The 23962-nt window shown below is 71.6% G+C and carries 19 protein-coding genes; 16 read left to right on the top strand and 3 right to left on the bottom strand.

Translation table 11 applies throughout. The features are described from left to right. Nucleotides 1–11: 11 nt before the first annotated feature. Nucleotides 12–1532, bottom strand: coding sequence for a multicopper oxidase family protein (locus HW837_RS26680; protein WP_093790182.1), 1521 nt, complete (start codon nt 1530–1532; stop codon nt 12–14). Nucleotides 1533–1816: 284 nt separating this feature from the next. Beyond that, complete coding sequence (locus HW837_RS26685) at nt 1817–2536, bottom strand: N-acetylmuramoyl-L-alanine amidase (protein ID WP_193382701.1); 720 nt, start codon at nt 2534–2536, stop codon at nt 1817–1819. A 60-nt stretch (nt 2537–2596) separates the two neighbouring features. Here HW837_RS26685 and mnmA point away from each other — a divergent pair, with 60 nt between their 5' ends. After that, the gene (mnmA, locus tag HW837_RS26690) at nt 2597–3727 is read left to right on the top strand and encodes a tRNA 2-thiouridine(34) synthase MnmA (protein WP_193381743.1); all 1131 of its coding nucleotides are present in this window, start codon (nt 2597–2599) and stop codon (nt 3725–3727) included. A gap of 124 nt (nt 3728–3851) precedes the next feature. On the opposite strand, the gene HW837_RS26695 is transcribed toward mnmA, so the two are convergent. Further along, the gene (locus HW837_RS26695; protein WP_143110723.1) at nt 3852–4370 is read right to left on the bottom strand and encodes a restriction system modified-DNA reader domain-containing protein; all 519 of its coding nucleotides are present in this window, start codon (nt 4368–4370) and stop codon (nt 3852–3854) included. Nucleotides 4371–4483: 113 nt separating this feature from the next. Here HW837_RS26695 and HW837_RS26700 point away from each other — a divergent pair, with 113 nt between their 5' ends. From HW837_RS26700 to HW837_RS26770, 15 genes are all read left to right on the top strand, one after another. After that, nucleotides 4484–5329, top strand: coding sequence for a class I SAM-dependent methyltransferase (locus HW837_RS26700; protein WP_177261900.1), 846 nt, complete (start codon nt 4484–4486; stop codon nt 5327–5329). A 9-nt stretch (nt 5330–5338) separates the two neighbouring features. Continuing rightward, on the top strand, nt 5339–5878 hold the full coding sequence (locus tag HW837_RS26705; RefSeq protein ID WP_045562469.1) for an LOG family protein: 540 nt from the start codon (nt 5339–5341) through the stop codon (nt 5876–5878). A 40-nt stretch (nt 5879–5918) separates the two neighbouring features. Then, entirely contained in the window at nt 5919–6608 is a 690-nt protein-coding gene (locus tag HW837_RS26710) for an SDR family oxidoreductase (RefSeq protein ID WP_078853897.1), read from the top strand. Between the two features lie 208 nt (nt 6609–6816). Then, the gene (locus HW837_RS26715) at nt 6817–7833 is read left to right on the top strand and encodes a methionine synthase (protein WP_093790183.1); all 1017 of its coding nucleotides are present in this window, start codon (nt 6817–6819) and stop codon (nt 7831–7833) included. A 14-nt stretch (nt 7834–7847) separates the two neighbouring features. After that, nucleotides 7848–10067: an NAD-dependent DNA ligase LigA gene (ligA, locus tag HW837_RS26720; protein ID WP_045562511.1), complete on the top strand. Its 2220-nt coding sequence runs from the start codon at nt 7848–7850 to the stop codon at nt 10065–10067. Between the two features lie 228 nt (nt 10068–10295). Further along, nucleotides 10296–12704: a putative bifunctional diguanylate cyclase/phosphodiesterase gene (locus HW837_RS26725; protein WP_193381742.1), complete on the top strand. Its 2409-nt coding sequence runs from the start codon at nt 10296–10298 to the stop codon at nt 12702–12704. A gap of 352 nt (nt 12705–13056) precedes the next feature. After that, complete coding sequence (gene gatC, locus HW837_RS26730; RefSeq protein ID WP_005480000.1) at nt 13057–13353, top strand: Asp-tRNA(Asn)/Glu-tRNA(Gln) amidotransferase subunit GatC; 297 nt, start codon at nt 13057–13059, stop codon at nt 13351–13353. Nucleotides 13354–13360: 7 nt separating this feature from the next. After that, a complete protein-coding gene (gene gatA / locus HW837_RS26735) occupies nt 13361–14857 on the top strand; it encodes an Asp-tRNA(Asn)/Glu-tRNA(Gln) amidotransferase subunit GatA (protein WP_045562464.1) in 1497 nt (498 codons plus the stop codon). Then, on the top strand, nt 14854–15096 hold the full coding sequence (locus HW837_RS26740) for a hypothetical protein (RefSeq protein ID WP_045562463.1): 243 nt from the start codon (nt 14854–14856) through the stop codon (nt 15094–15096). Before gatA ends, HW837_RS26740 begins: the two co-directional genes overlap by 4 nt. Nucleotides 15097–15112: 16 nt before the next feature. Beyond that, the gene (gene gatB / locus HW837_RS26745) at nt 15113–16627 is read left to right on the top strand and encodes an Asp-tRNA(Asn)/Glu-tRNA(Gln) amidotransferase subunit GatB (RefSeq protein WP_193381741.1); all 1515 of its coding nucleotides are present in this window, start codon (nt 15113–15115) and stop codon (nt 16625–16627) included. 224 nt (nt 16628–16851) lie between these two features. After that, a complete protein-coding gene (locus HW837_RS26750; RefSeq protein WP_193382700.1) occupies nt 16852–19104 on the top strand; it encodes an MMPL family transporter in 2253 nt (750 codons plus the stop codon). Further along, entirely contained in the window at nt 19082–19657 is a 576-nt protein-coding gene (locus HW837_RS26755) for a GNAT family N-acetyltransferase (protein ID WP_045562460.1), read from the top strand. The genes HW837_RS26750 and HW837_RS26755 overlap by 23 nt, the downstream gene beginning before the upstream one ends. Nucleotides 19658–19692: 35 nt before the next feature. After that, a complete protein-coding gene (locus HW837_RS26760) occupies nt 19693–20316 on the top strand; it encodes a hypothetical protein (RefSeq protein WP_193381739.1) in 624 nt (207 codons plus the stop codon). 196 nt (nt 20317–20512) lie between these two features. Further along, complete coding sequence (locus tag HW837_RS26765) at nt 20513–20728, top strand: hypothetical protein (protein ID WP_193381738.1); 216 nt, start codon at nt 20513–20515, stop codon at nt 20726–20728. Nucleotides 20729–20838: 110 nt separating this feature from the next. Next, a complete protein-coding gene (locus HW837_RS26770) occupies nt 20839–23922 on the top strand; it encodes a helix-turn-helix transcriptional regulator (protein WP_193381758.1) in 3084 nt (1027 codons plus the stop codon). Nucleotides 23923–23962 lie beyond the last annotated feature (40 nt).

Genomic DNA, 23962 nt, shown 5'->3' on the forward strand with positions numbered 1-23962 from the left:
GGCCTAGGGCCCTAGCTCTCCATCACCATCAGGCCGGCCATCATGCCCTCGTCCTCGTGCTGGAGGAGATGGCAGTGGAGCATGTACATGTACGTGTCGTCCGCGAAGTCGGTGAACTCCATGGCGATCTTGATGGAGCCGCCGCCGACCACCTCGTAGGTGTCGAACCAGCCGAGATCGGCGCCCGTCGGCTCCTCGCCGTTGATCTCGATCAACTGGAACGGCACGTCGTGCAGATGGAACGAGTGCTCCAGCATCGTGTTGTTGGTGATCGTCCAGACCTCCTTGGAGCCGAGCGTCGTCATGATCGTCGCCATGGAGTCCATGGTCGTGCCGACGGCCCCGTTGATCGCCATCTCCAGGCCGTCCTGGTCGAGCGTGATCTCCCGCGCGGTGAAGTCCGACGTGTCGTACCGCTCGATCGTGTTGAGGGAGGACGGCAACTCGTCGGGGGTGTCCGAGGCGTCGGGGGTGACGGTGAGGAAGTCGTACGTACCGCTGCCGCCCCGGACCCACCCGGTCGTGACGACGGCCTGGAGGGTGACCGCGTCGTCGAGGTCCAGCACGAACTCCGCGCGCCCGCCCGCGACCAGCCGGATCGACTTCACCTCGGTCGCCCCGGTCAGATAGCCCTGCTCGGTGGCGACCTGGGTGAGCGTGCCCCCGTCGCTCCGCTGGACGGTGATGATGTCGGACGGCGAGGCGTTCAGGACCCGGAACCGGGTGCGCGTCCTGGTGGCGGTGAAGGTCAGCGTGGTGTCGTCGACGTTGGTGCCGTTGCAGAGCACCGGATAGCTGAGCGTGTTGCGCAGATAGCCGGTCAGGTCGTACTTGATGTCGCCGGCGCTGTCCGTGGCCAGGCACTGCAGCACGAGCGGGATGTCGTCCACGCCGTACTCGCTCGGCAGCGCGGCGGACGCGTCGCTCTCGTCCTCCACGATGATCAGACCGGCCAGGCCGTGCACGACCTGCTCGGCCGTGGTGCCGAGCGCGTGCGGGTGGTACCAGAGGGTCTTGGCCTCGTCGAGGATCTCGAAGGTCGGGGACCAGGTCTCGCCGGCGGCGAAGGCGTTCTGCGGGCCGCCGTCCATGTCCGCCGGGATGTGCGCCCCGTGGAAGTGGACGCTGGTGTCGGCGTCGAGGTCGTTGGTGATGTCCAGCAGGACCGTGGAGCCGGTGGTCCACTTCATGGTCGGGCCGAGGTAGGACCCGTTGTAGCCGGCGGTGTCGCTGGTGACACCGCTGAGGACCTCGTGCGTGCCGGTCTCCGCCGTCAGCGTGAACGTGGTCGTGCCGTCGGAGGTGGTGCCCTCCAGCAGGTCAGGGATGTTCAGCGTGGCCGTGTCGGTCGCCGCCCCCGCCTTGTTGCCCTTGGCGTCGGTCAGCAGCGAGAACGCCGTCCCGGCCGCCGCGACCGCCGCCAGCCCGGCCCCCGCCATCCCGCCGAGGAACTTACGGCGGTGCAGCCCCTTGCCCCTGCCGCCCCTGCCGCTGCCCCGGTGACTGCCCCTGTGCTCCGTGTTGTTCGTCATGAGCCGGGATGCTTGAGCTAAGGGCTGTGTAAGCACTGGGGCGAAAATTGGAGCGGGCCGAGTGGGCTGTGAGGCCGCCGTGCACGCTGAACCCTCTCAACTCCTGCGTGAGGGAAAAGAGTTGAGGACGCCGCAGGTCGCATCCGTGGCGCGGGACGTATCGGACGGGCGTCGGAGGGAGGGGTGGCGTCGACACTCGTGCGTGTGATGCCCGTCACGGAACCGGAGGTCTGTGGTGGCGCTGTCCCCGGCCCCTCGCACCCCTGTGGCCCGGCTGTCGAAGGTCAGGCGGGAGTCGACGTCCCGGCCTTCGCCGCCGCTCGCACCAGCTTCATGTAGCGGTCCCAGTCCCAGCCCTCGCCGGGGTCCGTGTGGTCCGTGCCGGGGACCTCGACATGGCCGAGGATGTGCTCGCGGTCGAGCGGGATGTCGTACCGCGCGCAGATCCGGGCCGTCAGCCGCGCCGAGGCCTCGTACATCTCGTCGGTGAAGTCCTCGGGCTTCTCGACGAAACCCTCGTGCTCGATGCCGACGCTGCGCTCGTTGTAGTCGCGGTTGCCCGCGTGGTACGCCACGTCCAACTCGCGGATCATCTGCGTGACATGGCCGTCCTTGCGGACGATGTAGTGCGCCGCCGCGCCGTGCTCCGGGTCCTGGAAGACCTTCACCGCGCTGTCGAAGCTGCCCTGGGTGACGTGGATGATCACCATGTCTATGCCGAAGTCGTCCGGCCGGTCCGCCAGCCGCCAGTTCGCGTCCGACGCCGCGACCCACTTCGCGCCCGTGTAGTCGACCTCGCCCTCCTTGCGCGGCTTCGTGACCCCCGGCACCCGCCACCACGCGCGCGTCAGGTCGTCCCGCGCCACCACGGCCGTACCGACGGCGGCCACGGCCGTGTCGATGAGCAGCGCGCGGCGGCCGACGCGGCGGTCGGCGTCCTTGCCGCCCGAGGCGCTCGCGCCGCCGGCCCCGGACCCGTTCCTCGAAGCCCTTCTCGTTCCCACGAGAGCGTCAACGGATACTCGCGGGTTCCGGTTCCCGGAGACCCGTACCCTGGAAGGGTTATGACTGAGATCTCGCAGCAGACCCGCCCCCTCCGTGTCCTCGCCGCCATGTCCGGCGGGGTCGACTCCGCCGTGGCCGCCGCCCGAGCGGCGGAAGCCGGGCACGACGTGACGGGCGTCCATCTGGCGCTCTCCGCGAACCCGCAGTCGTTCCGGACCGGAGCGCGCGGCTGCTGCACGATCGAGGACTCCCGGGACGCCCGCCGCGCCGCGGACGTCATCGGCATCCCCTTCTACGTCTGGGACCTCGCCGAGCGCTTCCGCGAGGACGTCGTCGAGGACTTCATCGCCGAGTACGAGGCCGGACGTACTCCGAACCCCTGCCTGCGCTGCAACGAGAAGATCAAGTTCGCGGCCCTGCTCGACAAGGCGCTCGCCCTGGGCTTCGACGCGGTCTGCACAGGCCACTACGCCCAGGTGATCGTGGGCGAGGACGGCACCCGGGAGCTGCACCGGGCCTCCGACATGGCCAAGGACCAGTCGTACGTCCTGGGCGTCCTGGACGACAGGCAGCTCGCGCACGCGCTCTTCCCGCTGGGCGACACGGTGACGACGAAGGACGAGATCCGCGCGGAGGCCGAGCGCAGGGGCCTTGCCGTCGCCAAGAAGCCCGACTCCCACGACATCTGCTTCATCGCCGACGGCGACACCCAGGGCTTCCTGGCGAACCGCCTCGGCAAGGCCGAGGGCGACATCGTCGACGAGTCCGGCGCCGTCCTCGGCACCCACGAGGGCGCCTACGGCTACACCATCGGCCAGCGCAAGGGCCTTCGCATCGGCACGCCCGCCCCCGACGGCAAGCCGCGCTACGTCCTCGACATCTCGCCGGTCAACAACACGGTGACGGTCGGCCCGGCCGCCGCCCTCGACGTCGACGCCCTGACCGCGATCAAGCCCCGCTGGTGCGGCGCGGCCCCCGCCGGCGCCGGCACCTACACGGCCCAGCTCCGCGCCCACGGCGGCGAGACCGAGGTCCACGCGGAACTGGTCGACGACACCCTCCAGGTCCGCTTCACCGAGCCGGTCCGCGGCGTCGCCCCCGGCCAGGCGATCGTCCTGTACGACGGCACGCGCGTGGTGGGCTCGGCGACGATCGCGTCCACGCGACGGGCGGCGAGCCCGGTCGCCTGAGCGATCGTCGAGCGGGCTCCGACCGGGCGCCCGGCAGCCGTCTGCTGACTTTCCGAGGGACTCACAAACTTTGACGTAAAGTTTGTGAGCCCCTCGGGCAGATTAGACGCCGCTGCCGCGCCTGTCAGCCCGCGGCCTCTTCCCGTAGTTCTTGCAGCCGGCGACCGCTGGGCACGTGGATGTACTGGCCCCAGCCGTTGATCTCGTTGCCGGTCTGCGCCTTGAGTGCGGGGGAGGGGCGCGGGAATGCCTGCCCGTCCGGGATCTCGATCCACCCGTCCGTCGTGATGACGGCTTCATGGGTGCGCTTGAGTCTCGACTGGTGGTGCCGGACCTTGTCCCCGGCGGCGACCAGACCGGCTTCGATCAGGGGCTTCAGTGATCCGGCGCGCCGGGTGCCGGCCGGGTCGGCGGACGCCGCGGCAGCCGCCCCGCCTTTCAGGAGCACCCGCCGCAGGACGTCGTTGGGCGTGTCGACCAGCGGTTCACTGAGACGCTGCAGGCAGGCGAAGACCTCGTCGTCGATCTCGATGGTCCGCGTGAGCTTGGGAATGGGCACCTCCGTTGGCTGACGTTGCTCTGTTAATCTTGCAGACTTGAAGTTCAAAGTCAACGAGGGGGTGGTGAACGTCAGGGCACGCACGCCGGAGACCCTTCAGTCACGATCGACGCGCCTCGGGTAGCCATCTCCTCCGATACGGCGCAGGCTGCTGATGAGTTCTTCCAGGCGGGCGCGGAAGGCCAGAGGAGGTCGTCATGACAGCCACGGGTTCGGCCGGGCGCTCCGGGAGCGACCCGACCAGGAACCGGCGCGGTCTCGGTCACCGTGTGCGGTACGCGTTGCGGCATCCCCGGCGGGTGCCCGCGCACGCCCGGCGGGTGGCGCGGGACACCTGGTTGCAGCTCAAGCACCGCGACCACATCGCCTACTACCGGGCCGTGATGGCCGCCGACACCGCGCGCAGCCCGGAGGCCGCCGTCGGGCACAACCCGTCGGCCGAGAAGTGGGAGCGCCTGGGCCGGATGCAGTTCGACTACCTCCTGCGGCACGGTCTCGAGCCACGGCACCGGATGCTGGAGATCGGCTGCGGCAATCTGCGGGCCGGGCGGCTGTTCATCGACCACCTGGACACCGGGAACTACTACGGCATCGACATCTCGCCGGCCATCCTGATGGAGGCCCAGCGCACCCTCGCCCGAGAGGGTCTCCAGGCCAAACTCCCGCATCTCGCGCTCGTCGCCGACCTCACCTTCTCCTTCCTGCCCGCCGGGTACTTCGACGTCGTCCACGCGCACAGCGTGTTCTCCCACTCCCCGCCGCACGTCATCGAGCAGTGCCTCGCCCACGTCGGCCGCGTCCTCGCCCCCGGCGGCTTCTTCGACTTCACCTTCGGCCGCACCGAGGGCCCCGAACACCAGGTGCTGCACGAGGACTTCTACTACCGGACCGAGACCCTCGTCGAACTCGCCCGGAAACACGGTCTGTCCACCCGTCTCATGGACGACTGGGAGGACCTGCCGCACCGCCAGTCGAAGATCCGCGCGACGGTGGCGGAGGACCCCGGCGGACGAGCGGACCCCGATGTCGGTGCCGCCCCCTAACGTGGACGCATGAACATCTGTGTCTTCCTCTCCGCCGCCGACCTCGCCGACCGTTACACGCTCCCCGCGAAGGAGTTCGCCAAGCTGATCGGCAAGGGCGGGCACACCCTGGTGTGGGGCGGTTCGGACGTCGGGCTGATGAAGGTCGTCGCCGACGGGGTGCAGGAGGCGGGCGGCAGACTGCTGGGCGTCTCCGTCGAGTTCCTCTCGGCGAAGGCGCGGCCCGGCACCGACGAGATGGTGGTCGCCCGGGACCTCGCCGAGCGCAAGCGGCTGCTCCTGGAGAAGGCCGACGCGGTCGTCATCATGGTCGGCGGCACCGGCACGCTCGACGAGGCGACGGAGATCCTGGAGCTGAAGAAGCACGGCCACACGGAGATGCCGGTGGTCCTGCTGAACACCGCCGGCTTCTACGACGGGCTGAAGGAACAGTTCCGGCGCATGGAGGACGAGGGCTTCCTGCCCCGCCCCCTGACCGACCTGGTCTTCTTCGCGGAGGAGCCGGTGGGCGCGATGGCGTACCTGGAGGAGAGCCGGGGCGTCGCCTGAGCCGTTTTCCGTCCCGCTCCCGTGATGCGAGCATGACCGCATGGCTACTCATGTGATCACCGGGGCGGGCTCCGGCATCGGCGCGGCCGTCGCCCGACGGCTGCACGAGCGCGGCGACGACCTCGTGCTGCACGCGCGCGACGCGGGGCGGGCGAAGGAACTGGCGGCCGAGTTCCCGGGGGCGCGGACCCTGGTCGGCGATCTCGCGGACCCGGACAAGCTGTCCTGGGCCTTCTCCCATCAGACGCTGCCCGACCGGGTGGACTCGCTGCTGCACATCGCGGGCGTGGTGGACCTCGGCGCGGTCGGCGACCTGACGCCGAAGTCGTGGCGGCATCAGCTCAACGTCAACCTCGTCTCTCCCGCCGAGCTGACCCGGCACTTCCTGCCCCAACTGCGCGCCGCGCGGGGCCATGTGGTGTTCGTCAACTCCGGCGCGGGGCTCAACGCGCACGCGGACTGGTCCGCCTACGCGGCCTCCAAGCACGGGCTCAAGGCCCTCGCCGACTCCCTGCGCTGGGAGGAGCACGGCAACGGGGTGCGGGTGACCACGGTCTACCCAGGGCGCACGGCCAGCCCGATGCAGGCGAAGGTGCACCAGCAGGAGGGCAAGGAGTACGACGCCTCGCGCTGGATCGCGCCGGAGTCGGTCGCCACGACGATCCTCATGGCCCTGGATCTGCCCCGCGACGCGGAGGTGAACGACCTGACGGTCCGCCCTGGCGCGTGAGGGCTCTGCCGAACGGGGTGCGTGGGCGGCTGCCGGCCCGGGGGGCTTCTCGCGCAGTTCCCCGCGCCCCTGAAAAGCCGGGGCTGCGCCCCGTGCTTGTCAGGCCCGCCGGGGCCTGAAGCTTTCAGGGGCGCGGGGAACTGCGCGACCAGCCCCCACTCACCCGCACCCGACAACCCACCCTCAAGGGAACCGTAGGCTTCACGGCGTGAGTGAAGACTTCAGTTTCGGCCCTGCCACCGGCGTCGGGTCCCTGCCGGGCGGCGACGCCCGCGAAGCCGCCAAGACCGTCACCGGCACCTTCGAGTGGCCGGAGACAGGAATGGCGTACCTCCCCGAACTCCCCGCCAGAGGCCCCGGCGCCGACATGATCGGCAGAACCGCGGGCGTGCTGGTCGAGCTGTACGCGCGCGTGGAGCCCAGCGGCTGGCGCATCGGCGACCGACCGGGACGGGACACCAAGCGGGCCAGGTCATGGCTCGGCGAGGACCTGGACGCGCTGGAGGAGTTCACCCAGGGGTACGAGGGCCCGCTGAAGGTCCAGGCCGTCGGCCCCTGGACCCTCGCGACCGCGCTGGAGCTGAAGAACGGCGAGGCCGCCCTCTCCGACCCCGGCGCCTGCCGCGACCTCGCCGGCTCGCTCGCCGAGGGCCTGCGCCAGCACCTCGCCGAGGTCCAGCGGCGTGTCCCGGGCGCCAAGATCGTGCTCCAGCTCGACGAGCCGTCCCTGATCGCCGTCCTGCGCGGCCAGGTCAAGAGCGCCAGCGGCTACCGCACCCACCGCGCGGTGGACCGCCAGCTCGTCGAGGCCACCCTCAGGGACGTCATCGGCGTGCACACGGAGCACGGAGCGGTCGTCGTGCACTCCTGCGCCCCCGACGTACCCTTCGCGCTCCTGCGCCGCGCCGGTGCCACCGGTATCTCGTTCGACTTCACCTTGCTCACTGAGCGTGACGACGACATGATCGGGGAAGCGGCGGAAGGGGGCACGAAGCTGCTCGCCGGTGTCGTGCCGACGACAGAGGGGGCGTTGTCAGACCCTGCCGGTAGCGTCATGGGGGTCAGGACGCTGTGGCGCAGGCTGGGGCTGCATCCGGGGCTGCTCGCGGAGGCGGTCACGGTCACGCCGACGTGCGGGCTCGCGGGGGTCTCCCCGGCGTACGCACGCCGGGCCCTCGCCCACTGCGTCAAGGCGGCGAGATCCCTGGCGGACAACCCAGAGTGACGGAGGACAACACGGTGGCCGGCGACAAGGACGCACAGCCCACATCGGTACCCGCCGAGGCAGCGGTGCCCGCCGAGGCCCGCGAGAAGCACGCGCGGCTCGCCGAACAGATCGAGGAGCACCGCTTCCGGTACTACGTGAAGGACGACCCGATCGTCAGCGACGCGGAGTTCGACGAACTCCTGCGCACGCTGGAGGCGTTGGAGGACGAGTACAGCGAGCTGCGCACCCCGGACTCGCCGACGCAGAAGGTGGCCGTCGAGTACGAGACCGACCTCGCCGAGGTGGAGCACCGCGAGCGCATGCTCTCCCTCGACAACGTCTTCGACGACGAGGGCCTCGCCGCCTGGGCCGAGCGCGTCGCCAAGGACGTCGGCACCTCCGACTACCACCTGCTGTGCGAGCTCAAGATCGACGGCCTCGCGGTCAACCTGACGTACGAGGACGGCAGGCTCACCCGGGCCGCCACCCGGGGCACCGGGCGGACCGGCGAGGACATCACGCCCAACGTCATGACCATCGCCGAGATCCCGCACCGGCTGAAGGGCGACCGCGTCCCGCGGCTCGTCGAGATCCGGGGCGAGGTCTACTTCCCGATGGAGGCCTTCCAGGGGCTCAACGAACGCCGGGTGGCGGCCGGTGAGAAGCCGTACGCCAACCCCCGCAACTCCGCCTCGGGTTCACTGCGTCAGAAGGACCCCAAGGTCACCGCCACCCTGCCGCTGCACATGGTCGTCCACGGCATCGGCGCCCTGGAGGGCTTCGACGGCGGCTTCACCCGCCTCTCCGAGGCCTACGACCTCCTCAAGTCCTGGGGCCTGCCCACCGCCGAGCACAACCGGGTGGTCGACGACCTCGACGGCGTACGGGAGTTCATCGCCTACTACGGCGAGCACCGCCACTCCGTGGCGCACGAGATCGACGGCGCCGTCGTCAAGCTCGACGAGATCCGGCTGCAGGGCCGTCTCGGGTCGACGGCCCGCGCACCCCGCTGGGCGATCGCCTACAAGTACGCGCCGGAAGAGGTCAACACCAAGCTCATCGACATCAAGGTGGGCGTCGGCCGCACCGGCCGCGTCACCCCGTACGCCCAGGTCGAGCCGGTCACGGTGGCCGGCTCGGAGGTCGAGTTCGCGACCCTGCACAACCAGGAGGTCGTGAAGGCGAAGAACGTCCTCATCGGCGACACGGTCGTCATCCGCAAGGCCGGCGACGTCATCCCCGAGATCCTCGGGCCGGTCGTGGCGCTGCGCAAGGAGAACGAGACCCGCCCGTTCGTGATGCCGACCGAGTGCCCGGAGTGCGGCGAGCCGCTGGCCCCGGCCAAGGAGGGCGACATCGACGTGCGGTGCCTCAACTCCCGTAGCTGCCCGGCCCAGTTGCGGGAGCGCCTCTTCTACCTCGCCGGCCGCAAGTGCCTCGACATCGAGCACTTCGGCTACGTCGCCGCCGCCGCGCTCACCAAGCCGCTGGAGCCGTCCGAGCCGCCGCTCCTCGACGAGGGCGACCTGTTCGACCTCACCATCGAGCAGTTGCTGCCCATCAAGGCGTACGTCCTCGACCAGGACAGCGGTCTGCCCAAGCGGGACCCGGAGACCGGCGAGGAGAAGCACGCCATGGTCTTCGCCAACAAGGAAGGCGGACCCAGGAAGAACGCGGTCGCGATGCTGGAGAACATCCAGGCGGCCAAGAACCGGCCGCTCGCCCGCATTCTCACCGGTCTGTCGATCCGGCACGTCGGCCCGGTGGCCGCCGAGGCGCTGGCACGCGAGTTCCGCTCCATCGACGCCATCAGGGAGGCGAGCGAGGAGCAGCTCGCCGCCACCGACGGGGTCGGCGCCATCATCGCCGCTTCCCTGAAGGAGTGGTTCGCGGTGGAGTGGCACCAGGAGATCCTCCGCAAATGGAAGGCGGCCGGGGTCCGTCTGGAGGACGAGCGCTCCGGCGAGGACGAAGGCCCGAGGCCCCTCGAAGGGCTGACGGTCGTGGTGACCGGAACACTCGAACACCACACCCGGGACGGCGCCAAGGAGGCGCTGCAGAGCCGGGGCGCCAAGGTCACCGGATCGGTGTCGAAGAAGACCTCCTTCGTCGTGGTCGGTGAGAATCCGGGCTCCAAGTTCGACAAGGCGATGCAGCTCAAGGTCCCCGTCCTCAACGAGGACGGCTTCGCCGTCCTGCTCGAACAGGGACCGGACGCGGCCGCGGAAGTCGCGCTCCCGATCGAGGAGTAGGGGTTGAAGGCCACCCGTTCGGCGCATACCAGATGCATACGGGTGGCCGGTCGCATTCGGGCAACCGACACCGACCGCTGCCCGTGGAAGCCTTGTGCGGCCTACTGTTGAGGTGTGCGCCTGCCGTGCCCGGACGCGTGGCGGGTTCTCGGACGCGGTGCCGCCCCGGATCGTCCGGGAGCAACGGGCCGCGTGGCGTGGGCACCGCCGGCTGTGAGAGGGACGGGAATGGAACCGACCGAGAGCGTCGCCCCGGACTCGCGGCTGCGCCTGCGCCGGGTCTCCGGGGCCTGGCGACGGGGACGCTCCCTGCTCATGGGGGTACGCCCGTTCGAGGGAAGCCGGGAGCCGGGAAGCCGGGGGCTCGGAAGCCGTGAACCGGGAGGTGCGGAGCGGGGACCCGGTCGGACGACGGCCGCGGAGTCCCGGGCGGGGAGCGCCTGGCCGCCGGGCCGTGCGGGCGCGAGCGCACGCGGCCCGCTCCTGCCGGGCCCGGCACAGCTCACCTCCGGCACCGCGGTCGGCACCGGCGGGGCACCCGCCCTCACCGGCGCGCTCGGCGAGGCCCGCGGCCACGACCTCTCGGGCCACGACGCCGACCGGCACCTGTCCTGGCCCGCACTGCCCGCCGTGATCGTGGGCCTGGCCGGCGCCATCCTGGGCGCCGGGTTCTACCGTGCCTTCACGGGAGAGAGCGCCCTCTTCCCGGCCGGAGCGGTCGGCTGGTCCCTCGCCCTGCTCACCGGCATCATCGTCGGTCACCTCGTCGCCATGGGCCGCGCCCGCTGGTGGGGCGGCACCGGCTCCGGCGCCGCCCTCACCCTCGCCGTCCTGCTGCTCTACGGCTGGGTGGCCGCCGGGATGGTCAGCCTCACGGTCGTCGTGCTGGTCGGTGTCGCCCGCCGGGGGCGCTGGCGGCAGGGCGTGCTGCACGGCGCGGTCGACATCCTCGGCATCGGCGCCGGCGCGCTCGTCCTGCGGGTCTTCGGCCGTGTCCCCTCCGTGGAGCAACCCTGGGACCCGGACAGCTGGAACCTCTACTCGGCGCCCCAGGTGGCCCTGGTCGCCATCGCCTACCTCGTGGTCAGCCGCGTCCTGCTCTGGTACCTGGCCGCACCGCGCGGCGGTCTGCCCACCGTCGCGCGCACCGCCCTGGTCAGACAGGGCCTCGTCGCCGTCGCGCTGCTCGGCATCGCCCCGCTCGTGTGCGTCGTCGCCCTCGCCCAGCCGCTGCTGCTGCCGCTCTTCGCCATCCCCCTCATCGCGCTCGACTCCACGCTCTGGATCGCCCGCGCCCGCGCCGAGGAACAGCTGCGCGACCCGCTCACCGGACTGCCGAACCGGCAGTGGCTGCTGGAGCGCACCTGGACCGCCCTGGACGACGCCGAACGCATCGGGGCGAGATCGGCACTGATGCTGATCGACCTCGACCGCTTCCGGTCCGTCAACGACACGCTCGGGCACCTCGCCGGTGACCGGTTGCTGTTGCAGATAGCCGACCGGCTGCGGGTCGCCCTGCCCCGCGGAGCGGAGGCCGCGCGGCTCGGCGGCGACGAGTTCGCCGTCCTGCTGCCCGTCGCCGACTCCACCACGTCCGCCTCCCGCGTCGCCCGCAACCTCGTCGCCGCGCTCGGCTCACCGCTCGACCTCGACGGCCTCACCCTCGTCCTGGAGGCCAGCGCGGGGCTCGCCGTCTTCCCCGACCACGCGCTCGACGCGGAGGGGCTGCTGCGGCGGGCGGATGTGGCGATGTACCAGGCGAAACGGGACCGCACGGGCGTCGAGGTCTACGAGTCCAAGCGGGACTCCAACACCCCGGACCGGCTCGGTCTCCTCGGTGACCTGCGGCGCGCGCTGGACGCCCGCGAGGTCGAGCTGCACTACCAGCCGAAGGTGCGCTTCGACGGGCAGGTCGCCGGTCTGGAGGCGCTGGTGCGGTGGGTGCACCCCGAGCGGGGGAAGGTGCCGCCGGACGAGTTCATAGCGATCGCCGAGTCGTCCGGGCTGATGCCGCATCTGACGGAGTACGTCCTGGAGACGGCGCTCGGGCAGGTGGCGCGGTGGCGGGCGCAGGGACTGCACGTGCCGGTCGCGGTGAACGTGTCCCCGCGCGATGTCCACACCCCCGGGTTCGCGGGGGCGGTCGCGGCGCGGCTGGCCCGGCACGGGGTGCCGGCCGGGGCGTTGCAGCTGGAGATAACGGAACACGTGCTGCTGGAGGACCCGCAGCGGGCGGCGGACACGCTCGCCGGGCTGACCGGGCACGGGGTGAAGATGTCGCTCGACGACTTCGGGACGGGGTACTCGTCGCTGGTGCATCTGCGGCGGCTGCCGGTGAGCGAGCTGAAGATCGACCGGTCGTTCGTGGCGCGGCTGGCGATCGACAACGAGGACGCGGAGATCGTGCGGTGCACGGTCGATCTGGCGCACTCGCTGGGGCTGCTCGTCGTGGCGGAGGGCGTCGAGGACGACGAGACGTGGGAGCGGTTGCGGGATCTCGGGTGCGACGCGGTGCAGGGGTGGCTCGTCGCCGCCGCGATGCCACCGGAGGAGGCCACGGCGTGGCTGCGGGCGCGGGGGTCGCGGGGGTGGCAGCGGCCGGCCGCGGCATTGCCGGCGGCGACGGCGGATGAGTGACGCGGGCGCCTGACAGCTCGGGAGTGCGGGTTTCGTCGGCGGGTGCGGGTGAGTGGGGCTTCTCGCGCAGTTCCCCGCGCCCCTGAAAAAGCGGGCTGCGCCCTGCTTTCGGCCCGAAAGGCCGTAGGCCTTTCAGGGGCGCGGGGAACTGCGCGACCAGCCCCCACCGGACGGACGTGTGGGGGTCGAAAGGGCGCAGCCCCTTGGTGGGGGTACCTCCCGCTCGAGCGAAGCCGAGAGTGGGGGAGGGACGGGTAGGGGCGGCGGGGGCGAAGAACCCGTGCGCGGACAACGGCGCGCGCCCCATAGGATTGGCGCCAAACCACACACACTCACCCCAGAGGATCGCTGCATGCCTGGCATCACGCGCGAGGAGGTCGCCCACCTCGCACGGCTGGCGCGTCTGGAGCTGAAACCCGAAGAACTCGAACACTTCGCGGGTCAGCTGGACGACATCATCGGCGCGGTCGCCCGCGTCAGCGAGGTCGCCGACCAAGATGTACCGCCGACCTCGCACCCGCTGCCGCTGACGAACGTCATGCGCGCGGACGAGGTCCGTCCGTCGCTCACCCCCGAGCAGGCGCTGTCCGCCGCCCCGGCCCAGGAGCAGCAGCGTTTCAAGGTGCCGCAGATCCTGGGGGAGGACTGATCACGTCATGACCGACGCCATCATCAAGCTCACCGCGGCCGAGATCGCCGCGAGGATCGCCGCCGGTGAACTCACCGCCGTGCAGGTCACCGAGGCCCACCTCGCCCGGATCGAGGCCGTCGACGAGAAGGTGCACGCCTTCCTGCACGTCGACCGCGAGGGCGCCCTCGCGCAGGCCCGTGCCGTCGACGAGAAGAAGGCCAGGGGCGAGCGGCTCGGCCCGCTCGCCGGCGTCCCGCTCGCGCTCAAGGACATCTTCACCACGGTCGGGGTTCCCACCACCGTCGGCTCGAAGATCCTGGAGGGCTGGATCCCGCCGTACGACGCCACGCTCACCAAGCGGCTCAAGGACGCGGACGTCGTCATCCTCGGCAAGACCAACATGGACGAGTTCGCCATGGGGTCCTCCACCGAGAACAGCGCGTACGGCCCGACCGGCAACCCGTGGGACCTCACCCGTATCCCCGGCGGCTCCGGCGGCGGTTCCTCCGCCTCCCTCGCCTCCTACCAGGCGCCCCTCGCCATCGGCACCGACACCGGCGGTTCCATCCGCCAGCCGGCCGCCGTCACCGGCACGGTCGGCGTCAAGCCGACGTACGGCGCGGTCTCCCGCTACGGCATGGTCGCCTTCTCCTCCTCCCTCGACCAGGGCGGGCCCTGCGCCCGTACGGTCCTGGACGCGGCGCTGCTGCACGAGGTGATCGCCGGCCACGACCCGCTCGACTCCACCTCCATCGACGCGCCGGTCCCGCCGGTCGTCGAGGCCGCCCGCAACGGCAGCGTCGCCGGGATGCGCGTCGGTGTGGTCAAGCAGTTCCGCGGCGAGGGCTACCAGGCCGGTGTGCTCCAGCGGTTCGACGAGTCCGTCGCCCTCCTGAAGGAGCTGGGCGCCGAGATCGTCGAGCTGGACTGCCCGTCGTTCGACCTGGCGCTGGCCGCGTACTACCTGATCGCGCCGAGCGAGTGTTCGAGCAACCTCGCCCGCTTCGACGGGCTGCGCTACGGCCTGCGGACCGGCGACGACGGCACCAACTCCGCGGAGGCCGTCACCTCCCTCACCCGTGAGGCGGGCTTCGGCCCCGAGGTGAAGCGCCGCATCATGCTCGGCACGTACGCGCTCTCCTCCGGCTACTACGACGCGTACTACGGCAGCGCCCAGAAGGTCCGGACGCTCATCACCCGGGACTTCGAGAAGTCGTTCGAGAAGGTCGACGTCATCGTGTCGCCGACCACGCCGACCACCGCCTTCCCGATCGGCGAGCGCGCCGACGACCCGATGGCGATGTACCTGGCGGACCTCTGCACCATCCCGACCAACCTCGCGGGCAACGCCGCGATGTCCCTGCCCTGCGGCCTCGCGCCGGAGGACGGACTGCCGGTCGGACTGCAGATCATCGCCCCGGCGCTGAAGGACGACCGTCTTTACAAGGTCGGCGCCGCCGTCGAGGCCGCCTTCGTGGAAAAGTGGGGGCACCCGCTCCTCGAGGAGGCTCCGTCGCTGTGACCAACGCACTGTCCAAGGCCAAGGACTTCCAGAAGTCCAAGTCCGGTACGTACGTGTCCATCGCCACCACCGCCTTCGGCGCGTGGGGCATCGCCAAGCGGATCAGGAAGGCCCGCGCCGATCAGGACACGCTGCGGCTGATCGACGCGTCCGTGGCCGCCATCGGCATCGTCACCGGCCTCGCCGTCCTCTACCGCGAACTGAAGCGGCTGGGCGACGACGACGTCCTGCTGGGCTGAGAGGGAAGTTTCCACCGTGACCACCACGACCGACCTGGTGTCGTACGAGGACGCGCTGGCGTCGTACGACCCCGTCATGGGCCTCGAGGTCCATGTCGAACTCGGCACCAGGACCAAGATGTTCTGCGGCTGCTCGACCGAACTCGGTCAGGGCGCCAACACGCAGACCTGTCCCACCTGCCTCGGCCTGCCCGGCGCGCTCCCGGTCGTCAACGCGATCGGCGTCGAGTCGGCGATCAAGATCGGTCTCGCGCTGAACTGCGAGATCGCCGAGTGGTGCCGCTTCGCCCGGAAGAACTACTTCTATCCGGACATGCCGAAGAACTTCCAGACCTCCCAGTACGACGAGCCGATCGCCTTCAACGGCTACCTCGACGTGCAGCTGGAGGACGGCGAGACCTTCCGCGTGGAGATCGAGCGCGCCCACATGGAGGAGGACACCGGCAAGTCGACGCACGTCGGCGGTGCCACCGGCCGTATCCACGGCGCCTCGCACTCGCTGCTCGACTACAACCGCGCGGGCATCCCGCTCATCGAGATCGTCACCAAGCCGATCGAGGGCGCGGGCGAGCGCGCTCCCGAGGTCGCCAAGGCGTACGTCCGTGAGCTGCGCGAGGTCATCAAGGCGCTCGGCGTCTCCGAGGCCCGGATGGAGATGGGCCAGATGCGCTGCGACGTGAACCTGTCGCTGCGCCCGCACGGCCGCGAGAAGTTCGGCACGCGCTCCGAGACGAAGAACGTGAACTCGCTGCGTTCCGTGGAGCGTGCGGCCCGGTTCGAGATCCAGCGGCACGCCGCGGTGCTCTCGTCCGGCGGCACGATCATCCAGGAGACCCGCCACTTCCACGAGGACACGGGGTCCACGACCTCGGGCCGGGTCAAGGAGGAGGCCGAGGACTACCGGTACTTCCCCGAGCCGGACCTCGTGCCGGTGGCCCCCTCGCGCGAGTGGGTCGAGGAGCTGCGGTCCGCGCTGCCCGAGCTGCCGCTGGTCCGCCGCAACCGGCTCCTCGCGGAGTGGGGCATCTCGGGCACCGAGATGCAGGCGATCCTCAACGCCGGGGCCCTCGACCTCATCGTCGCCACCATCGAGGCCGGGGCGGACGCCGCCTCCGCCCGCAAGTGGTGGATGGGCGAGCTGGCGCGCAGCGCCAACGAGTCGGGCACGGCGCTCGACGAGCTGGCCATCACGCCGGAGCAGGTCGCGCGCGTGACCGAGCTGGTCTCGAAGGGCGACCTGAACGACAAGCTCGCCCGGCAGGTCATCGAGGGCGTCCTCGCGGGCGAGGGCCCCCCGGACGAGGTCGTCGAGAAGCGCGGTCTGAAGGTCGTCTCCGACGAGGGTGCCCTCGGCACCGCCGTCGACGAGGCCATCGCCGGCAACCCGGGCATCGCCGACAAGATCCGCTCCGGCAAGGTCGCCGCGGCGGGTGCCCTGGTCGGCGCGGTCATGAAGGCCACCCGCGGTCAGGCCGACGCCGCCCGCGTCAAGGAGCTGATCCTGGAGAAGCTGGGCGTCGGCGAGGGCTGAACGCGACGGCGGTTCTCCGCGTATCCCCGAGGGCGGCGCATCCCCGCGATGCGTCGCCCTCGGGCGTGCGTACGGCCGTGACGGAGGGCGACAGAGTGCCGTCGTTTGTCCTGTGAGGTGTCTCCCATCCCCTGTGAGGAGACCCTCAAAGGGGCCAAACGATCACATTGTGGTGCAACAGTTGCCAGGAATCGCTCACGCCTCCCCCCTCAGGAGCACGATCCGTGGCAGCCCTCGCGCGCTGGTGTGTCCGGCACCGTCTCGTCGCCGTCCTACTGTGGCTTCTCGCCTTCGCCGGTACGGCCGCGGGCGCCGCCGTCGCGGGAGCCGCGTACTCGAACGACTACAAGACCCCCGGAACCGAGTCCAGCCGTGCCACCGAACTGCTGAACGAGGGCTTCCCGGGCATCAGCGGTGACAGCGCCACCGTCGTCTGGCACACGAGCGACGGGACCGCGAGCGACGGAACCGCGAGCGTGCGGGCCGCCGCCGTCGAGCAGACCATGACGAAGACCCTCGACAAGATCGCCGAGCTGCCGGGCGTCGCCGCCGTCACCGACCCGTACGACGGCGCCGACGGTGGGCGGATCAGCGAGGACGGCCGTACGGCCTACGCGACCGTCACCTTCGACCGGCCCGCCGAGGACGTGGACGAGGCGCAGGCCGAGGCCGTCGTCGACACGGCGAAGGCCGCCGAGGGCGACGGGCTCCAGGTGGAGCTGGGCGGCACCTCGATCGGACTCACCGAGACCTCCGGCGGGCACCTCGCGGAGATCGTCGGTGTCCTCGTCGCCGCCGTCGTCCTCTTCCTGGCCTTCGGCTCGCTCGCCGCCAGCCTGCTGCCGATCGCGACCGCCCTGGTCAGCGTGGGCACCGCCTACGCGGGGATCACCCTGCTCGGGCACGCCATGACGGTGGCCGACTTCGCGCCCATGCTGGGCACCCTCATCGGCCTCGGCGTCGGCATCGACTACGCGCTGTTCATCGTGACCCGCCACCGCCGGGGGCTGAAGCGGGGCCTGTCCGTCGAGGAGGCCGCGCGCAGTGCCGTCGCGACCACCGGACGGGCCGTCGTCTTCGCCGGCGCCACGGTCTGCATAGCCCTGCTGGGCATGCTGATCCTGCGGCTCGGCTTCCTCAACGGCGTCGCGATCGCCGCCTCCCTCACCGTGGTCCTGACCGTCGCCGCCTCGGTGACGCTGCTGCCGGCCCTGCTGTCGTTCATCGGCATGCGGGCGCTCAGCCGCCGCGAGCGCCGCCGTCTCGCCGAGCACGGCCCCGAGCCCGAGGTGCCCACCGGCTTCGCCGCCCGCTGGTCCGCCTTCGTGGAGCGGCACCCCAAGAAGCTCGGCGCGATCGCTCTCGTCGTCATGACCCTCCTCGCCCTGCCCACGCTCGGACTGCGCCTCGGCACCTCCGACCAGGGCAACGACCCGGCGGCGACGACCACCCGCCAGGCGTACGACCTGCTCGCCGACGGCTTCGGCCCGGGCGTGAACGGCCCGCTCACCCTCGTCACCAAGGTCGACGGCGCCGCCGACAAGCTCGCCCTCGACAACCTCGACACCACGCTCCGGGCCACCGAGGGCGTCTCGGCGGTGACCCCGGTGACGTACGACACCGGCGGCGACACCGCGTACCTCACCGTCGTCCCCGACTCCTCCCCGCAGTCCGCGAGGACCAGCGACCTGGTCGAACGGCTGCGCGACGAGGTGCTGCCGCGCGCCGAGACGGGCACCACGCTCGATGTGCACGTCGGCGGGGTGACCGCCGGGTACGACGACTTCGCGGACGTCATCGTCGGCAAGCTCCCGCTGTTCGTGGGCGTCGTCATCGGCCTCGGCTGTCTGCTGCTCCTGCTCGCCTTCCGGTCCGTCGGGATACCGCTCAAGGCCGCCGCGATGAACGTGGCCGCCGTCGCCGCCGCCTTCGGCGTGGTCGTCGCGATCTTCCAATGGGGCTGGGGGAGCGAGCTGCTGGGCCTCGGCCGCGCCGGACCGATCGAACCCTTCCTCCCCGTGATCATGGTGTCGGTCCTCTTCGGGCTCTCCATGGACTACCAGGTCTTCCTGGTCAGCCGGATGTACGAGGAGTGGCTGGAGACCGGCGACAACCGGCGCGCGGTCCGCGTCGGCCTCGCCGAGACCAGCCGGGTGATCAACTCCGCGGCGGTCATCATGATCTCCGTCTTCCTCGCCTTCGTCCTCAGCGGCGACCGCGTGATCGCCATGTTCGGCATCGCGCTCGCCGCCGCCGTCGCCCTGGACGCCTTCGTCCTGCGTACGCTCCTCGTCCCCGCCCTCATGCACCTGCTCGGCGGCGCCAACTGGTGGCTGCCCCGCTGGCTCGACCGGCGCATGCCCCGCATCAGCATCGAACCGCCCGAGACCCGCGCCGCCCATGAGAGGCTCGCGGACGTCCTGGTGGAAGATCTGGAGAAGGAGCGGCCGGAGGATGTACGCGATATCCCTGGGTGACGACGGCGCCGAACTACGGCCCCTGGAGCCCTGGCACGCCGAGGAGTTCCTCGCCCACCTGGAGCGGGGACGGGACTTCATCAACCAGTACGTCCCCTTCGGCCAGAGCGCCACGGACGTCGACGGCGCCCGCGCCGTCCTCCAGCGGTACGCCGACATGCGCGCCGCCGACACCGGCTCCCTGCACGGCATCTGGCTCGACGGCACACTCGTCGGCGGGGTCCTCTTCCTCAACTTCGACGCGGAGAACGCCAACTGCGAGGTCGGCTGCTGGCTGGAGCCCGCCGGCACCGGGCGCGGGCTCGTCACCCGCGCCATGCGGATCCTCATCGACTGGGCCGTCGACGTCCGCGCCGTCCACCGGGTCGAATGGATCGCGGCCTCCGGCAACACCCCGAGCCTCGATGTGGCACGGCGGCTCGGCATGGTCAGGGACGGTGTGCAGCGCGAGAGATATCCCCACCGAGGGATACGGCACGACTTGGAGATATGGTCCGTCCTGGCGCCCGAATGGCGTGCGGCACGCGCCCGCAGCGCTCACAAGGATCGTTAAGAAACCTCTCAGACAACATTCGTACGGTGCGAGGTATGGGAACCAAGACAGCTGACGAGACCGGGGCCGAGACGGGCGCCGAGGCCAGGAACGACGACGAGTCGGTGAAGGGCACCGACGTCACCAAGGAGGACGCGGCGCGCGAGGACGCCGCGACGGGGGCCGACGACTCGGTCGAGACCGAGGGCACCGACGCCTCCGACGAGGCCGGGGAAGCCGAGGCAGCAGACGAGGAGTTCCCGCCGGCCGCCGCGAAGGCGACGCCGGGCGTCGGCCAGGGGGCCGCCGGCATCGTGTCCGTGGTCCTGGGCCTCGTCTCCCTCACCGGAGGCTGGGTCGGCACCGTCGCCTCGGCGCGTGAGGAGATCACCGGACAGCTGGAGATGCAGGCCGCGACCAACGCGACCGTCGCCACCCAGCTCCAGGCCGTCTACGGCGACGCCTGGCAGGCCTCCGCCCTCTGGAGCGGCCTCTTCGCGCTGGTCGGCCTGATCGTCGGCGTCGCCGTGCTGGTGCGGCCCGCGTTCGGCGACCCCGACCAGGTCCAGGCGCCGTGGATCAAGTCGGTGGCCTGGGCCGGTGTCTCGGTCGGCTTCATCGGGCTGGTGCTGGCCGCCCTGAAGTACTCCGACATCCTGCTGGCACTGCCGAGCACCTGACGCCCCCGCCCGACCGGGCGGACCCAGCGGCTTCTGAGGGGCCTTAGGCCCGTCGTAGGCATCCCTACGACGGGCCTAAGGCCCCTCGCCGCGTCCAAGATGCGGAACTCTCCCGATGTGGCGCACCCGCCTCGGAGACGAAGGTTGAGGCATCGCAGCAAGCGAGCCGAGACCGACTCTTCACGAGGGGTACGAGATGTTCGAGTACGAGCTCCAGCAGATCCGTTCCGCCGAGCTGATCCGCGAGGCCGAGCAGTACCGCCAGGTGCGCGAGGCCCGCCGCGCCCGCCGCGCGGCCGCACACGACTCCACGACCGCGGCGAGGTCCGCCTCGGGGGACGGGGAACAGGACCCGGAGGGAAGCGTGCCACACCGCCGCCCGCGCCGACTCCGCTTCCCGCGCGCCGCATGACGGGGAGGGCCGCCCGGGCCGGGACGGACGCCGCCCCCTGGGCGGACGATCGCCTCCCGGCCGCCCGGGGGCCGCGGATATTCGGTGCCCGAGTGGCCGAGGGCCGTGCGATGCTCGGCGCTGTGGAGACCAGGTCCGTCAGTCCGGTGTTCGTGGGTCGTACCGACGAACTGAAGGTGTTGCGCGAGGCGTTGGCCCGCGCCGGGGGAGGCGCCGCGGCCGCGGCGGGGAACGGGGGAGACGGGGGCGGCGGCCCACAGGCACTGCTGCTCGGCGGTGAGGCCGGGGTCGGCAAGACCCGCCTGGTCGAGGAGTTCACCGGCGAGGCCGCGCGCGGGGGCGCGGTCGTCGCCCTCGGCGGCTGTGTCGAGATCGGTGCCGACGGCCTGCCCTACGCCCCCTTCTCCACCGCCCTGCGGGCGCTGCGCCGCCGGCTGCCCGACGAACTGGCCGCCGCGGCCACCGGACAGGAACAGGAACTGGCCCGGCTGCTGCCCGAGTTGGGCGAGACCCCACGCGCACGGCACGACGAGGAGGGCACCGCCCGCCTCTTCGAACTCACCGCCCGCCTGCTGGAACGCCTCGCCGCCGACCGCACGATCGTCCTCGTCCTGGAGGACCTGCACTGGGCCGACGCCTCCACCCGCCACCTCCTCGCCTACCTCCTGCGCACCCTGCGCACCGGCCGCCTCGTCGTCCTCGCCACCTACCGCTCCGACGACATCCACCGCCGCCACCCGCTGCGCCCCCTCCTCGCCGAACTAGACCGCCTCCGCACGGTCCGCCGCATCGAACTGCCCCGCTTCACCCGCGCCGAGGTCGGCCACCAACTCGCCGGCATCCTCGCCACCGAACCCGACCCGGAGCGCGTGGACGAGATCTTCGACCGCTCCGACGGCAACGCCTTCTTCGTCGAGGAACTCGCCGTCGCCGCTGACGACGGCGGCTGCCCCGGCCTCACCGACTCCCTGCGCGACCTGCTCCTCGTCCGCGTCGAACGGCTCCCCGAGGACGCCCAGCGGATCGCCCGCCTCGTCGCCGAGGGCGGCTCCACCGTGGAGTACGCCCTGCTCGCCGCGGTCGCCGGGCTCCCCGAGGACGACCTCATCGAAGCCCTGCGGGCCGCCGTCGGCGCCAACATCCTGCTCGCCGCCCCCGGCGACGACGGCTACCGCTTCCGGCACTCCCTGGTCCGCGAGGCCGTCAGCGACGACCTGCTGCCCGGCGAACGCTCCCGCCTCAACCGCCGCTACGCCGAGGCCCTGGAGGCCGACCCGTCCCTCGTCCCCACCGACGGCCGCGCCACCCGCCTGGCCAGCTACTGGTACCACGCCCACGACGCCGCCAAGGCCCTGCCCGCCGTCCTCGACGCCTCCGCCGAGGCCCGCTCCCGGCACGCCCACGCCGAGCAACTCCGCCTCCTGGAACGGGCGATGGAGCTGTGGGACACCGCCCCCGAAGCCGTCCGCGCCGCCCTCCGCCCCGTCGACTACACCGAGGTCTACCCTCCCTGCGGCTGCGACCCCGCCACCACCCCGCTGCGCTACCTCGACCTCATGGCCGAGGCCGCCGTCGCCGGACGGCTGTGCGGAGAGCGCGAGCGGGCCATGCGGATCACCCGCCGCGCACTGGACCTGCTCGCGGACGGGGGCGACCCGCTGCGCACCGCCTGGTTCTGGGTCCAGCGCTCCCTGCTCACCGAGGGTCTCGCCCGGGGCGACGGCTGGAAGGAACTCGCCACCGCCCAGGACCTCGTCCGCGGACTGCCGCCCTCCGAGGTCCACGCCGAAGTGCTCTCCCGGGTGGCCGGCTGGTCCATGCTCCACGCCCCCGGCCCCGACGCGCTCTCCGACGCCCAGCGCGCCGTCGACTACGCGCGCATGGTGGGCGCCGAGGACATCGAACTCAACGCCCGCCTCACCCTCGGCGGCCTGATGGTCGACGCCGGCGACGTCGACACGGGCATCGCGGTGATGGAGGAGGTCCGCCGCCGCGCCCTGGAACGCGGCCCCGCCGCCGTCGTGGGCCGCTCCTATGTGAACATCCCGTCCTGCCTGGAAGGCATCGGCCGTTCCCAGGAAGCCGTGCGCCTGCTGAAGGAGGGCATCGACATCACCCGGCGCCGGGGCCTGCTGGAGTCCGAGGCCTGGGTGTGGGGCAACCTCGCCGAGTCCCTGCTCTCCCTCGGCCGCTGGGACGAGGCCCTCGAAGCGGTGACCATGGCCCAGAGCGTCGCCTCCAGCCAGAAGCCCCGAGGCCTCAGCACGCTCATCCAGGCCTTCATCGCCCTCGCCCGCGGCGACGTCGCCGAGGCCGGTGGTCACCTGGCCGCCGCCCGCGGCCACTACGGCCACCACAACCCCATGCCGCAGAACGATCTGCCGCTCTCCTTCCTCGCCCTCGGCATCGCCGCCGCCGAGGACCGCCTCATGGACGCCCGCGCGGAACTGGCCCGCGTCCTCGACACCGGCTTCTCCGTCGGCACCCAGCGTTACGCCTGGCCCCTGCTCCTCACCGCCGCCACCGCCGAGGCCGACGCCCGCACCCTCCCGGCCGCCGGGCCCGGCCGTGCCGAGACCCTCGACCGGATCTTCACCGTGGCCAGGAAGCTCACCACCGGCTCACCGATCTGGCTCGCCCACGAACGCTGGGTCCGCGCCGAACTCCAGCGCGCCGAGGGCAGGACGGACCCCGACACCTGGTCCGACGTCGTCAACGCCTTCGAGCCGCTGGAACGGCCCTACGACCTCGCCCGCGTCCGGCACCGCCTCGCCGAGGCACTGCTGGCCGCCGGCACCGACGACGAGGCCCGGGACCGGGCGACGGAACTGCTGCGGCTGGCCGCCGCCGTCGCCGACCACCTCGGCGCCCACCCCCTCGCCGACGAGGTCGCCCTCCTCGCCCGCCGAGCCCGCCTCACCCTGAGCCGCGCACCCGGGCCGGCGCCCGCCGCCGACCCCGTGGCCGCGCTCGGCCTCACCGACCGGGAGGACGACGTCCTGCGCCTGGTCGCCGCCGGCCGCACCAACCGTCAGATAGCCGAGGAACTCTTCATCTCCCCCAAGACGGCGAGCGTCCACGTCTCCAACATCCTCGCCAAGCTCGGCGTCTCCAGCCGGGGCGAGGCCGCGGCGGTGGCCCACCGGGTGGGCCTGGCGCCGACGGGGGCCGGAGAACGGCTGGCAGCGGGATGATGGAAGGGAGGACCACCGAGGCTCCGCTGTTCGACAGGGA

The sequence above is a fragment of the Streptomyces caniscabiei genome (assembly GCF_014930365.1).
Classification (GTDB): Bacteria; Actinomycetota; Actinomycetes; order Streptomycetales; family Streptomycetaceae; genus Streptomyces; species Streptomyces caniscabiei.